The organism is Pseudomonas sp. 2hn (assembly GCF_019646095.1).
Classification (GTDB): Bacteria; Pseudomonadota; Gammaproteobacteria; order Pseudomonadales; family Pseudomonadaceae; genus Aquipseudomonas; species Aquipseudomonas peradeniyensis.
Genome location: NZ_CP081016.1, coordinates 523076 through 537010, shown reverse-complemented (window position 1 = coordinate 537010; position 13935 = coordinate 523076). Strand labels below are relative to the sequence as shown.

Annotated in this window: 16 protein-coding genes; all 16 read right to left on the bottom strand. The window is 58.0% G+C overall.

Going from position 1 to position 13935, the window contains the following annotated elements:
- Positions 1 to 12: 12 nt before the first annotated feature.
- Positions 13 to 279: a 30S ribosomal protein S17 gene (gene rpsQ, locus K2O50_RS02530; RefSeq protein ID WP_003255478.1), complete on the bottom strand. Its 267-nt coding sequence runs from the start codon at positions 277 to 279 to the stop codon at positions 13 to 15.
- Positions 280 to 281: 2 nt separating this feature from the next.
- Positions 282 to 473: a 50S ribosomal protein L29 gene (rpmC, locus tag K2O50_RS02525; protein WP_002555481.1), complete on the bottom strand. Its 192-nt coding sequence runs from the start codon at positions 471 to 473 to the stop codon at positions 282 to 284.
- Positions 473 to 886, bottom strand: coding sequence for a 50S ribosomal protein L16 (gene rplP / locus K2O50_RS02520; protein WP_009397508.1), 414 nt, complete (start codon positions 884 to 886; stop codon positions 473 to 475). The genes rpmC and rplP overlap by 1 nt, the downstream gene beginning before the upstream one ends.
- A 12-nt stretch (positions 887 to 898) precedes the next feature.
- Positions 899 to 1585, bottom strand: coding sequence for a 30S ribosomal protein S3 (gene rpsC / locus K2O50_RS02515; protein ID WP_011531889.1), 687 nt, complete (start codon positions 1583 to 1585; stop codon positions 899 to 901).
- A 13-nt stretch (positions 1586 to 1598) separates the two neighbouring features.
- Positions 1599 to 1931 carry a 50S ribosomal protein L22 gene (gene rplV, locus K2O50_RS02510; protein ID WP_003103908.1) on the bottom strand — a complete coding sequence of 111 codons (333 nt, stop codon included), beginning with the start codon at positions 1929 to 1931 and terminating at the stop codon, positions 1599 to 1601.
- A gap of 11 nt (positions 1932 to 1942) precedes the next feature.
- Positions 1943 to 2218, bottom strand: a complete 276-nt coding sequence (gene rpsS / locus K2O50_RS02505; protein WP_003255482.1) for a 30S ribosomal protein S19 — start codon at positions 2216 to 2218, stop codon at positions 1943 to 1945.
- A 16-nt stretch (positions 2219 to 2234) separates the two neighbouring features.
- Positions 2235 to 3059 carry a 50S ribosomal protein L2 gene (rplB, locus tag K2O50_RS02500; RefSeq protein WP_027915105.1) on the bottom strand — a complete coding sequence of 275 codons (825 nt, stop codon included), beginning with the start codon at positions 3057 to 3059 and terminating at the stop codon, positions 2235 to 2237.
- A 14-nt stretch (positions 3060 to 3073) separates the two neighbouring features.
- Entirely contained in the window at positions 3074 to 3373 is a 300-nt protein-coding gene (rplW, locus tag K2O50_RS02495) for a 50S ribosomal protein L23 (protein ID WP_003255484.1), read from the bottom strand.
- Positions 3370 to 3972: a 50S ribosomal protein L4 gene (gene rplD, locus K2O50_RS02490; protein WP_008089819.1), complete on the bottom strand. Its 603-nt coding sequence runs from the start codon at positions 3970 to 3972 to the stop codon at positions 3370 to 3372. The genes rplW and rplD overlap by 4 nt, the downstream gene beginning before the upstream one ends.
- A 12-nt stretch (positions 3973 to 3984) precedes the next feature.
- Positions 3985 to 4620, bottom strand: a complete 636-nt coding sequence (rplC, locus tag K2O50_RS02485) for a 50S ribosomal protein L3 (RefSeq protein WP_011531887.1) — start codon at positions 4618 to 4620, stop codon at positions 3985 to 3987.
- A gap of 80 nt (positions 4621 to 4700) precedes the next feature.
- Positions 4701 to 5012, bottom strand: a complete 312-nt coding sequence (gene rpsJ / locus K2O50_RS02480; RefSeq protein ID WP_003103876.1) for a 30S ribosomal protein S10 — start codon at positions 5010 to 5012, stop codon at positions 4701 to 4703.
- A 141-nt stretch (positions 5013 to 5153) separates the two neighbouring features.
- A complete protein-coding gene (gene tuf / locus K2O50_RS02475) occupies positions 5154 to 6347 on the bottom strand; it encodes an elongation factor Tu (protein ID WP_182323863.1) in 1194 nt (397 codons plus the stop codon).
- Positions 6348 to 6374: 27 nt separating this feature from the next.
- A complete protein-coding gene (gene fusA, locus K2O50_RS02470) occupies positions 6375 to 8522 on the bottom strand; it encodes an elongation factor G (protein WP_050703554.1) in 2148 nt (715 codons plus the stop codon).
- Positions 8523 to 8552: 30 nt separating this feature from the next.
- Positions 8553 to 9023: a 30S ribosomal protein S7 gene (gene rpsG / locus K2O50_RS02465; RefSeq protein ID WP_003246741.1), complete on the bottom strand. Its 471-nt coding sequence runs from the start codon at positions 9021 to 9023 to the stop codon at positions 8553 to 8555.
- A gap of 106 nt (positions 9024 to 9129) precedes the next feature.
- The gene (rpsL, locus tag K2O50_RS02460; protein ID WP_003255492.1) at positions 9130 to 9501 is read right to left on the bottom strand and encodes a 30S ribosomal protein S12; all 372 of its coding nucleotides are present in this window, start codon (positions 9499 to 9501) and stop codon (positions 9130 to 9132) included.
- Between the two features lie 211 nt (positions 9502 to 9712).
- Complete coding sequence (rpoC, locus tag K2O50_RS02455) at positions 9713 to 13912, bottom strand: DNA-directed RNA polymerase subunit beta' (protein WP_028692258.1); 4200 nt, start codon at positions 13910 to 13912, stop codon at positions 9713 to 9715.
- Positions 13913 to 13935: the final 23 nt, after the last annotated feature.

Sequence of the window (13935 nt, the reverse complement as noted above, 5' to 3'; positions counted from 1 at the left end):
GACCCTTAGCCCTTAGACTTCAACAGCGCGTTCGAGGACTTCAACCAGTGCCCAGGACTTGGTCTTGGCCAGCGGACGGGTTTCACGGATGGAAACCTTGTCGCCGATCTTGCACTGGTTGGCTTCGTCGTGCGCGTGCAGCTTAGTCGAACGCTTAACGTATTTACCGTAGATCGGGTGCTTTACGCGACGCTCGATCAGAACGGTGATGGTCTTGTCCATTTTGTCGCTGACGACACGGCCAGTCAGCGTACGGACGGTTTTTTCAGCTTCAGCCATGATCACTTACCTGCCTGCTGGTTGAGCACAGTTTTCACGCGAGCGATGTCACGCTTAACTTGCGAGAGCAGGTGCGACTGCCCCAACTGGCCAGTTGCTTTCTGCATGCGCAGATTGAACTGGTCGCGCAGCAAGCCGAGCAGTTGCTCATTCAGTTGCTGTGCGGATTTTTCACGAAGTTCATTCGCTTTCATCACATCACCGTCCGCTTAACAAAGGAGGTGGCGAGAGGCAGCTTTGCAGCGGCCAGAGCGAAAGCTTCGCGCGCCAGCTCTTCAGAAACACCCTCGATCTCGTACAGGACTTTGCCTGGCTGAATCTGGGCAACCCAGTATTCCACGGAACCTTTACCTTTACCCATACGAACCTCGAGAGGCTTCTTGGTAACCGGCTTGTCCGGGAAGACACGGATCCAGATCTTGCCGCCACGTTTTACGTGACGGGTCAGGGCACGACGTGCCGACTCGATCTGGCGAGCGGTGAGACGACCGCGGGCGACAGCTTTCAGAGCGAACTCGCCGAAGCTGACCTTGCTACCGCGCAGTGCCAGACCACGGTTGTGGCCGGTCATCTGCTTGCGGAATTTTGTACGCTTTGGTTGCAACATTTGGCGTACCCCTTACTTAGCAGCTTTTTTACGAGGCGCTGGTGCTTGAGGCTTCAGCTCTTCCTGGCGACCACCAATTACTTCGCCTTTGAAGATCCAAACCTTCACACCGATCACACCGTAGGTGGTGTGAGCTTCGTAGGTGTTGTAGTCGATATCGGCACGCAGGGTGTGCAGAGGCACACGACCTTCGCGATACCACTCGGTACGTGCGATCTCGGCACCGCCGAGACGACCGCTCACCTGGATCTTGATGCCCTTGGCACCAATACGCATGGCGTTCTGTACGGCGCGCTTCATGGCGCGACGGAACATAACGCGGCGCTCCAGCTGCTGGGCAACGCTCTGAGCAACCAGCATAGCGTCGAGTTCCGGCTTGCGGATCTCTTCGATGTTGATGTGCACAGGCACACCCATCTGCTTGGTCAGGTCCTGACGCAGCTTCTCAACATCTTCACCTTTCTTGCCGATAACGATACCGGGACGAGCGGTGTGGATGGTGATGCGTGCAGTTTGAGCCGGACGATGAATATCGATACGGCTTACGGACGCGCTTTTTAGTTTGTCCTGGAGGTACTCGCGAGTTTGCAGATCCTTCAGCAGGTAATCTGCGTAAGTCGCGCCGTCTGCGTACCAGACGGAGGTGTGCTCCTTGACGATTCCCAGGCGAATGCCAGTGGGATGTACTTTCTGACCCATCTGATCGACTCCGTTACTTGTCCGCAACCTTGACAGTGATATGGCAAGACCGCTTGACGATGCGATCAGCACGGCCTTTGGCACGTGGCATGATGCGCTTCAGCGAACGCCCTTCGTTGACGAAGACGGTGGAGACCTTCAGGTCATCAACGTCTGCGCCTTCGTTGTGTTCGGCGTTGGCAACGGCCGACTCGAGGACTTTCTTCATGATTTCAGCGGCTTTTTTGCTGCTGAAGGCCAACAGGTTGAGCGCTTCGCCCACCTTCTTCCCGCGGATCTGGTCGGCGACCAAGCGGGCTTTCTGGGCGGAGATGCGAGCGCCCGACAACTTAGCGGCTACTTCCATTTCCTTACCCCTTAACGCTTGGCTTTCTTGTCAGCCACGTGCCCGCGGTAGGTGCGGGTACCGGCGAACTCGCCCAGTTTGTGGCCGACCATGTCTTCGTTCACGAGAACTGGGACGTGTTGGCGACCGTTGTGTACCGCGATGGTCAGACCGACCATTTGTGGCAGGATCATCGAACGGCGCGACCAGGTTTTAACTGGCTTGCGATCGTTCTTCTCCACCGCCACTTCGACCTTCTTCAACAGGTGAAGATCGATAAAAGGACCTTTTTTCAGAGAACGTGGCACTGTCGTATCCCTCTAGTTACTTGCGACGACGGACGATCATGTTGTCGGTACGCTTATTACCACGGGTTTTAGCACCCTTGGTTGGGAAGCCCCATGGCGATACCGGATGACGACCACCGGAGGTACGACCTTCACCACCACCATGCGGGTGGTCAACCGGGTTCATGGCAACACCACGAACGGTTGGGCGAACGCCGCGCCAGCGTTTGGCACCAGCTTTACCCAGCGAACGCAGGCTGTGCTCGGAGTTCGAGACTTCGCCCAGGGTCGCACGGCACTCAGCCAGGACTTTACGCATTTCACCAGAGCGCAGACGCAGGGTCACGTAGACACCTTCGCGAGCGATCAGCTGAGCCGAAGCACCAGCGGAACGAGCGATCTGAGCACCTTTACCCGGCTTCAGTTCGATGCCGTGAATGGTGCTACCTACTGGGATGTTGCGCAGCTGCAGGGAGTTACCGGCCTTGATTGGGGCCAGGGCACCTGCGATCAGCTGGTCGCCAGCGCTCACGCCTTTAGGGGCGATGATGTAGCGACGCTCGCCGTCTGCGTAGCACAGCAGGGCGATGTGAGCAGTACGGTTCGGGTCGTATTCGATACGCTCGACAGTGGCTGGAATGCCATCTTTGTCGTTGCGACGGAAGTCAACCAGACGGTAATGCTGCTTATGACCACCACCAACGTGACGAGTGGTGATGCGGCCATTGTTGTTACGACCACCAGACTTCGATTTCTTCTCGAGCAGCGGTGCGTGAGGAGCGCCTTTGTGCAGCTCCTTGTTGACCACCTTGACCACGAAACGGCGGCCAGGGGAAGTCGGTTTGCATTTAACGATTGCCATGATGCACCCCTTCCTTACTCAGCACTGCTGCTGAAATCGAGATCTTGGCCTGGCTGAAGGGAGACGATCGCCTTCTTCCAGTCATTACGCTTGCCCAGACCACGTGCGGTACGCTTGGTTTTACCCAGAACGTTGACAGTCGACACGTTTTCAACTTTTACGTTGAACAGGCCTTCGACAGCTTTCTTGATTTCCAGCTTGGTTGCATCGGTAGCAACCTTGAATACGAACTGGCCTTTTTTCTCAGCCAGAACGGTAGCCTTCTCGGAAACGTGCGGGCCAAGGAGGACTTTGAATACGCGTTCCTGGTTCATCCCAGCAGCTCCTCGAATTTCTTCACGGCCGAGACAGTGATCAACACTTTCTCGTATGCGATCAGACTGACCGGGTCGGAACCTTGAACGTCACGTACGTCGACGTGCGGCAGGTTACGAGCAGCCAGGTACAGGTTCTGATCAACAGCGTCGGAAACGATCAGAACGTCGTTCAGACCCATGCCGTTCAGCTTGTTCAGCAGATCTTTGGTTTTCGGCGCTTCAACAGCGAAGTCCTGAACCACGACCAGACGGTCGCTACGCACCAGCTCAGCGAGGATGGAGCGCAGGGCTGCGCGGTACATCTTCTTGTTGAGCTTCTGCGAGTGATCTTGAGGACGAGCTGCGAAGGTTACACCACCGCCACGCCAGATCGGACCACGGGTAGTACCGGCACGAGCACGGCCAGTACCTTTCTGACGCCATGGGCGCTTACCGCCACCGGCCACGTCAGAACGGGTCTTCTGCTGCTTGGTGCCCTGACGGCCGCCGGCCATGTAGGCCACGACTGCTTGGTGTACCAGCGTCTCGTTGAATTCGCCACCGAAGGTCAGTTCGGAAACTTCGATCGCCTGAGCGTCATTTACATTAAGTTGCATGTCAGTTTCCCCTTAACCGCGAGCCTTGACAGCCGGACGCACGACCACGTCGCCGCCAGTAGCGCCTGGGACGGCACCCTTGATCAGCAGCAGGTTGCGTTCAGCGTCTACGCGTACTACTTCCAGGGACTGAACAGTCACGCGCTCGGCGCCCATGTGACCGGACATTTTCTTGCCCTTGAATACACGACCAGGAGTCTGGCACTGGCCGATGGAGCCAGGGACACGGTGCGATACGGAGTTACCGTGGGTGTTGTCCTGACCACGGAAGTTCCAACGCTTGATGGTACCGGCGAAGCCTTTACCTTTGGACTGACCGGTTACGTCTACCAGCTGGCCTGCAGTGAAGAGTTCAGCTTTGATCAGATCGCCAGCCTGGAAATCGCCTTCTTCAAGACGGAACTCCCAGACACCGCGACCAGCGGCAACGTTAGCCTTGGCGAAGTGGCCTGCCTGAGCGGCAGTCACACGCGAAGCACGACGCTCGCCGACAGTGACTTGCACTGCACGGTAGCCATCGGTTTCTTCAGTTTTGAACTGGGTGACGCGATTCGGCTCGATCTCGATGACCGTGACCGGAATGGAGACACCTTCTTCGGTGAAAATACGGGTCATGCCCGCTTTTCGACCGACTACACCAATAGTCATGTTGTAAACCTCATGAGTGTACGGGGCTTTCACCCGCTATGGCCGCCCATTTCAGAGCGTTACACGACCAGACCGAAGTCTTAGCCGAGGCTGATCTGCACTTCCACGCCTGCCGCGAGATCAAGCTTCATCAGCGCATCAACGGTTTTATCCGTTGGCTGGACGATGTCCAGAACGCGCTTATGAGTGCGAATCTCGTACTGATCACGCGCGTCTTTGTTGACGTGCGGGGAGATCAGAACGGTGAAACGCTCTTTGCGGGTTGGCAGTGGAATTGGACCACGCACTTGTGCACCAGTACGTTTCGCGGTTTCCACGATTTCCTGGGTGGATTGGTCGATCAGGCGATGGTCGAAAGCCTTCAACCTGATACGGATTTGCTGATTTTGCATTGGATTTCAGACTCCAGGCTGTTCCCATCGGGCGCACTACGCCCGTTAAAAGGAGGCGTGATTCTATAGACGCCCCAATTTAGTGTCAACCCAATAAAAAAAACCCCCGCTGAGCGGGGGTTTTTTCAACCGATCGAGTGATTACTCGATGATTTTGGCCACGACGCCGGCGCCGACGGTACGACCGCCTTCACGGATGGCGAAGCGCAGACCGTCTTCCATTGCGATGGTCTTGATCAGGGTGACAGTCATCTGGATGTTGTCACCTGGCATTACCATCTCAACGCCTTCCGGCAGTTCGCAGTTACCGGTCACGTCAGTGGTACGGAAGTAGAACTGAGGACGGTAGCCTTTGAAGAACGGAGTGTGACGGCCGCCTTCTTCCTTCGACAGGACGTAGACTTCTGCGGTGAACTTGGTGTGCGGCTTGACCGAACCTGGCTTGACCAGAACCTGGCCACGCTCAACGTCGTCACGCTTGGTACCACGCAGCAGGACGCCGCAGTTCTCGCCAGCACGACCTTCGTCCAGCAGCTTGCGGAACATCTCAACGCCGGTGCAGGTGGTGGTGGTGGTGTCACGCAGACCAACGATTTCCAGCGGATCCTGAACGCGGACGATACCACGCTCGATACGGCCGGTAACAACGGTACCACGACCCGAGATCGAGAATACGTCTTCGATCGGCATCAGGAACGGCTGGTCGATGGCACGAACTGGCTCAGGGATGTAGGCATCCAGAGTTTCAACCAGCTTCTTGACAGCGCTGGTACCCATTTCGTTGTCGTCTTTGCCTTCCAGGGCCATACGAGCCGAACCGATGATGATCGGAGTGTCGTCGCCTGGGAAGTCGTAGGTGGACAGCAGGTCGCGAACTTCCATCTCGACCAGTTCCAGCAGCTCGGCGTCGTCTACCAGGTCAGCCTTGTTCAGGAAGACCACGATGTACGGAACGCCAACCTGACGGGACAGCAGGATGTGCTCACGGGTTTGTGGCATCGGACCATCGGCGGCCGAGCAAACCAGGATCGCGCCGTCCATCTGGGCAGCACCAGTGATCATGTTCTTCACGTAGTCAGCGTGACCTGGGCAGTCAACGTGAGCGTAGTGACGAATGTTCGAGTTGTACTCGACGTGAGCGGTGTTGATGGTGATACCGCGCGCTTTTTCTTCCGGAGCCGAGTCGATCTTGTCGAACTCAACGACGGCCGAACCGAAAACTTCGGAGCAGACGCGAGTCAGAGCTGCGGTCAGAGTGGTCTTACCGTGGTCAACGTGGCCGATGGTGCCGACGTTAACGTGGGGAAGGGAACGATCAAATTTTTCTTTAGCCACGACAGTGAACCTCTTGCCTAAAGGGGATTAGCCTTGTTTTTTAACGAGTGCTTCGACGATGTTCGACGGAGCTTCGGCGTATTTGGAGAATTCCATGGAGTAGCTTGCGCGACCCTGAGACATGGAACGAACGTCGGTCGCATAACCGAACATCTCTCCGAGCGGAACTTCAGCACGGACGACGCGGCCGGAGACCGACTCATCCATACCCTGGACCAGACCACGACGACGGTTCAGGTCACCCATCACGTCACCCAGGTAGTCTTCCGGGGTTACAACTTCGACTTTCATGATCGGCTCGAGGACCACGCCACCGCCCTTCTGGGCCAGTTGCTTGGTTGCCATCGAAGCGGCGATCTTGAACGCCATTTCGTTGGAGTCGACGTCGTGGTACGAACCGTCGAATACCGCAGCCTTCAGGCCGATCAGCGGATAGCCGGCGACAACGCCGTTCTTCATCTGCTCTTCGATGCCCTTCTGGATCGCAGGGATGTATTCCTTCGGAATCACACCACCAACGACTTCGTTGGAGAACACCAGACCTTCGGTGATGTTGCCCTTGTCGTCCACGTCCGGCTCGGAGAAACGAACCCAGCAGTGACCGAACTGACCACGACCACCCGACTGACGAACGAACTTGCCTTCGATCTCGACGTTGGACTTGGTGATCTTCTCGCGGTACGAAACCTGCGGCTTGCCGATGTTGGCTTCGACGTTGAACTCGCGCTTCATGCGGTCAACGAGGATGTCCAGGTGCAGCTCACCCATACCGGAGATGATGGTCTGGCCAGTCTCTTCGTCGGTCTTGACGCGGAACGACGGGTCTTCCTGAGCCAGTTTGCCCAGTGCGATACCCATCTTCTCCTGGTCCTGCTTGGTTTTCGGCTCTACGGAGAGCGAAATCACAGGCTCCGGGAAGTCCATACGCTCGAGGATGATCGGCTTGTCGGCGTTGCACAGGGTGTCACCGGTGGTGACGTCCTTCATGCCGATCAGAGCAGCGATGTCACCAGCGCGTACTTCCTTGATCTCTTCACGCTGGTTGGCGTGCATCTGCACCATACGACCAACGCGCTCTTTCTTGCCCTTGACCGAGTTGATGACGGAGTCACCGGAGGTCAGGAAGCCCGAGTAGACGCGAACGAAGGTCAGAGTACCCACGAACGGGTCGGTGGCGATCTTGAAGGCCAGGGCCGAGAAGGGCTCGTCGTCGTCAGCGTGACGCTCGTCGAACTGCTCAGGCTTGACTTCGTCCTTCGGCACGTCGATCAGGTCAGGGTGAATACCCTTGATCGCCGGGATCTCGGTCGGAGCAGGCAGGAAGTCGATGACGGCGTCGAGAACCAGGGGAACGCCCTTGTTCTTGAACGACGAACCGCAGACAGCCGGAACGATCTCGCTGGCCAGGGTGCGCGCGCGCAGGCCTGCCTTGATCTCTTCGACGGTCAGCTCACCTTCTTCAAGGTACTTGTTCATCAGCTCTTCGGTGGCTTCGGCGGCAGCTTCAACCATGTTGTTGCGCCACTCGTTGGCCAGCTCGACCATATCCGCAGGAATTTCTTCCTCACGGTAGGTGGTGCCCTTGTCGTCGTCGTTCCAGTAGATAGCCTTCATCTTGATCAGGTCGACCTGACCCTGGAAGTTATCTTCCGAACCGATGGCCAGCTGAACAGGAACCGGGGTGTGACCCAGACGGTTCTTGATCTGACCTACGACGCGCAGGAAGTTGGCACCGGCACGGTCCATCTTGTTCACGTAGACAACACGTGGAACGCCGTACTTGTTGGCCTGACGCCATACGGTTTCGGACTGCGGCTCAACGCCGGAGGTACCGCAGAACACAACGACCGCGCCGTCGAGTACACGCAGCGAACGCTCTACTTCAATGGTGAAGTCAACGTGGCCGGGGGTATCGATGACGTTTACGCGGTAGTTGTCGTACTGACCACGGGAACCTTTCCAGAAGGTGGTAACGGCAGCGGAGGTAATGGTGATACCGCGCTCCTGCTCCTGCACCATCCAGTCGGTGGTCGCGGCGCCGTCGTGCACCTCGCCCATCTTGTGGCTCAGACCTGTGTAGAACAGGATCCGCTCGGTAGTGGTAGTCTTGCCCGCGTCAACGTGCGCGCAGATACCGATGTTACGGTAGCGGTTAATTGCTGTAGTACGAGCCATAAAGCCCTCGCAAAATGATTGATGCTTGAATTAGAAGCGGTAGTGCGAGAACGCTTTGTTGGCTTCAGCCATACGGTGAACGTCTTCACGCTTCTTGACTGCAGCACCCTTGCCTTCAGCAGCATCCAGCAGCTCGCCTGCCAGGCGCAGAGCCATCGACTTCTCGCCGCGCTTGCGGGCGTAGTCTACGAGCCAGCGCATTGCCAGAGCGTTACGACGGGACGGACGAACTTCAACCGGAACCTGGTAAGTGGCACCGCCGACACGGCGGGACTTTACTTCGACCAGCGGAGCGATGGCGTCGAGAGCTTTCTCGAAGATTTCCAGGGGGTCGCTGTTCTTGCGTGCTTTGACGGTATCCAGGGCACCGTAAACGATGCGCTCGGCTACGGCCTTCTTGCCGCTTTCCATCACGTGGTTCATGAACTTGGCGAGAATCTGGGATCCGTACTTCGGATCGTCCAGGATCTCACGTTTTGCTGCTACACGACGTCTTGGCATGATAAGCCCTCAAACGGTCTTCAGGTTAGCCCGGGACGTGGGTCTTCGACCCCTGCCCGACCTTACTCTTATCGACTCAAAAAAATGGATGTCTGCAAACGACCGATTACTTCGGACGCTTGGTACCGTACTTCGAACGACCCTGGTTACGGCCTTTGACGCCCGAAGTATCCAGAGAGCCGCGAACGGTGTGGTAACGAACACCTGGCAAGTCTTTTACACGGCCGCCACGGATCAGGACGACGCTGTGCTCTTGCAGGTTGTGGCCTTCACCACCGATGTACGAGGAAACCTCGAAACCGTTGGTCAGACGCACACGGCATACTTTACGCAGTGCCGAGTTAGGTTTTTTCGGCGTGGTGGTGTACACACGAGTGCACACGCCACGACGCTGCGGGCAGTTCTGCAGCGCAGGAACGTCGGACTTCTCGACCGAACGCTTACGCGGCTGACGTACCAGCTGGTTGATAGTTGCCATCTACTAGCTCCACTGATTGTCTTGCGACTCTATTGTCTTGCAAGAAAGCCAAAAATTGGCGAGACGGAGCCTCACCAAATTTAAGGGTACAAAAGTCTAAAGAGGATCTTGCACCCAGTCAAGACGAGGCCCCGGCCCTCCTCGCCCGATCATCGGCAACAATTCATGTCACCGACGATCTTGCGAGGGGTGCCGGGGCCCTGCCCTGCACTTAGTTACCGCTGGAGTTCAGCGCTTCGGTCAGTGCGGCTTCCACCTCACTGGCGCTCACACGCAGCGGCTTGTCGGCATCACGGCGACGCTTGCGCTCGCTGTGGTAGGCCAGACCAGTACCGGCCGGGATCAGACGACCCACGACCACGTTCTCTTTCAGGCCGCGCAGGTAGTCGCGCTTGCCGGTTACCGCCGCTTCGGTCAGTACGCGGGTGGTTTCCTGGAAGGAAGCCGCCGAGATGAACGATTCGGTGGACAGCGAGGCCTTGGTGATACCCAGCAGTACACGGGTGAACTTGGAGATGAACTTGTCTTCGCTAGCGAGACGCTCGTTCTCTACCAGTACCTGGGTCAGTTCCATCTGGTCGCCCTTGATGAAGCTGGAATCGCCCGACTCGGAGATCTCGACCTTGCGCAGCATCTGACGCAGGATGGTCTCGATGTGCTTGTCGTTGATCTTCACGCCTTGCAGACGGTAAACGTCCTGGATCTCGTTGACGATGTACTTCGCCAGCGCGCTCACACCCAGCAGACGCAGGATGTCGTGCGGATCGCTCGGGCCGTCGGAGATAACTTCGCCGCGGTTTACCTGTTCGCCTTCGAAGACGTTCAGGTGGCGCCACTTCGGAATCAGCTCTTCGTACGGATCGCTACCGTCGGTCGGAGTGATGACCAGACGACGCTTGCCCTTGGTCTCTTTACCGAACGCGATGGTGCCGCTGACTTCAGCCAGGATCGAGGCTTCTTTCGGACGACGCGCTTCGAACAGGTCGGCAACGCGCGGCAGACCACCGGTGATGTCACGGGTCTTCGACGTTTCTTGCGGGATACGCGCGATAACGTCACCGACGCCGATCTGGGCACCGTCAGCCACACCGACGAGGGCGTTGGCCGGCAGGAAGTACTGGGCAGGCACGTCGGTGCCTGGCAGATACAGGTCCTTGCCGTTGGCATCGACCATCTTGATCGCCGGACGGATTTCCTTGCCGGCGGCAGGGCGATCCTTGACGTCCATCACTTCAATGTTGGTCAGGCCGGTCAGTTCGTCGGTCTGGCGCTTGATGGTGATGTTTTCTTCCATGCCCACGAAGGTCACGGTACCTTTCAGCTCGGTAACGATCGGGTGGGTGTGCGGGTCCCACTTGGCGACGATGGCGCCAGCTTCGACCTTCTCACCTTCCTTGACCGAAATCACCGCACCGTAAGGCAGCTTGTAACGCTCACGTTCACGACCGAATTCGTCGGCAATAGCCAGCTCGCCGGAACGCGATACGGCAACCAGGTTGCCATCGGCACGCTCGACCTGCTTCAGGTTGTGCAGACGCACCATACCACCGTTCTTCACCTGGACGCTGTCGGCAGCCGAGGTACGGCTTGCAGCACCACCGATGTGGAACGTACGCATGGTCAGCTGGGTACCCGGCTCACCGATCGACTGCGCAGCGATAACGCCGACAGCTTCACCGATGTTCACCTGGTGACCGCGAGCCAGGTCGCGACCGTAGCACTTGGCGCAGATGCCGTAACGGGTTTCGCAGTTGATCGGCGAACGCACGACCACTTCATCGATGCTGTTCAGCTCGATGAACTCGACCCACTGCTCATCCACCAGGGTACCGGCCGGAACGATGACGTCCTCGGTGCCTGGCTTGAACACGTCACGGGCGATGACACGACCCAGTACACGCTCACCCAGCGGCTCGACAACGTCACCGCCTTCGATGTGCGGGGTCATCAGCAGGCCCTGGTCGGTGCCGCAGTCGATCTCGGTAACCACCAGATCCTGCGCCACGTCTACCAGACGACGAGTCAGGTAACCGGAGTTGGCGGTCTTCAGTGCGGTATCCGCCAGACCCTTACGAGCACCGTGAGTCGAGATGAAGTACTGAAGTACGCTCAAACCTTCACGGAAGTTCGCAGTGATCGGCGTCTCGATGATCGAGCCGTCCGGCTTGGCCATCAGGCCACGCATACCGGCCAGCTGGCGGATCTGCGCGGCGGAACCACGCGCACCGGAGTCGGCCATCATGTACATCGAGTTGAAGGACTCTTGCTCGACTTCCTTGCCCTCGCGGTCGACGACCTTCTCTTTCGAGAGGTTGGCCATCATCGCCTTGGACACTTCATCGTTCGCCTTGGACCACAAGTCGATGACCTTGTTGTACTTCTCGCCCTGGGTAACCAGACCGGAGGCGTACTGGCTCTCGATTTCCTTCACTTCGTCGGTGGCGGTACCGATGATGCGGGCTTTCTCGTCCGGGATCACGAAGTCGTTGACGCCGATCGAAACGCCGGAAATGGTCGAATAAGCAAAACCGGTGTACATCAGCTGGTCGGCGAAGATCACGGTCTCTTTCAGACCAACCACGCGGTAGCACTGGTTGATCAGCTTGGAGATCGCCTTTTTCTTCATCGACTGGTTGACCACGTCGAACGGCAGGCCGGCAGGCACAACCTGGAACAGCAGCGCACGGCCGACAGTGGTGTCGACAATACGGGTGTTCTTGACGATGGAGCCGTCGCGCTCCTTCACGGTCTCATTGATACGGACCTTGATTTTCGCGTGCAGGGCGGCTTCGCCGGCGCGGAATACGCGGTCGACTTCCTGCAGGTCGGCGAACACGCGACCTTCGCCCTTGGCGTTGATGGCTTCACGGGTCATGTAGTACAGACCCAGTACAACGTCCTGCGATGGAACGATGATCGGCTCACCGTTGGCTGGCGACAGGATGTTGTTGGTCGACATCATCAGCGCGCGCGCTTCGAGCTGGGCTTCCAGGGTCAGCGGCACGTGAACGGCCATCTGGTCACCGTCGAAGTCGGCGTTGTACGCGGCGCAGACCAGCGGGTGCAGCTGGATAGCCTTACCTTCGATCAGAACCGGTTCAAAGGCCTGGATACCCAGACGGTGCAGGGTCGGTGCACGGTTGAGCAGTACGGGGTGTTCGCGAATCACTTCGGCGAGAACGTCCCACACCTCTGGCAGCTCGCGCTCGACCATCTTCTTGGCGGCCTTGATGGTGGTCGCCAGACCACGCATTTCCAGCTTGCCGAAAATGAACGGCTTGAACAGCTCGAGGGCCATCTTCTTCGGCAGACCGCACTGGTGCAGACGCAGGGTCGGGCCTACGGTAATTACCGAACGACCGGAGTAGTCCACGCGCTTACCGAGCAAGTTCTGACGGAAGCGACCTTGCTTACCTTTGATCATGTCGGCCAGGGACTTCAGCGGACGCTTGTTCGAGCCGGTGATGGCGCGACCACGACGGCCGTTGTCCAGCAGGGCGTCGACCGCTTCCTGCAGCATGCGCTTTTCGTTGCGCACGATGATGTCCGGCGCCGACAGATCGAGCAGGCGCTTCAGACGGTTGTTACGGTTGATCACCCGACGATACAGGTCGTTCAGGTCGGAGGTCGCGAAGCGGCCGCCATCCAGCGGTACCAGCGGACGCAGGTCCGGCGGCAGCACTGGCAGGACGGTCAGGACCATCCACTCAGGCAGGTTGCCCGAGCCCTGGAAAGCTTCCATCAGCTTCAGGCGCTTGGACAGCTTCTTGATCTTGGTTTCCGAGTTGGTCTGCGGAATCTCTTCGCGCAGGCGGCCGATCTCGTGCTCCAGGTCGATAGCGTGCAGCAGCTCGCGGACAGCCTCGGCACCCATGCGGGCGTCGAAGTCGTCACCGAACTCTTCCAGCGCTTCGAAGTACTGTTCGTCGTTGAGCAGCTGACCCTTCTCGAGGGTGGTCATGCCCGGGTCGATAACGACATAGCTCTCGAAATAGAGCACGCGCTCGATATCACGCAGGGTCATGTCCATCAGCAGGCCGATACGGGACGGCAGCGACTTCAGGAACCAGATGTGGGCAACCGGCGAAGCCAGTTCGATGTGCGCCATGCGCTCACGACGAACCTTGGCCAGGGCGACTTCAACGCCGCACTTCTCGCAGATCACGCCACGATGCTTCAGGCGCTTGTACTTACCGCACAGGCACTCGTAGTCCTTGACTGGGCCAAAGATCTTGGCGCAGAACAGGCCGTCACGCTCAGGCTTGAACGTACGGTAGTTGATGGTTTCCGGCTTCTTAACTTCACCGAACGACCACGAACGGATCATTTCAGGCGACGCCAGACCGATGCGGATGGCGTCGAACTCTTCGACTTGACCCTGGTTTTTCAGCAAATTCAGTAGGTCTTTCAAGGCCTTTCCTCCTGGCGGAGCAG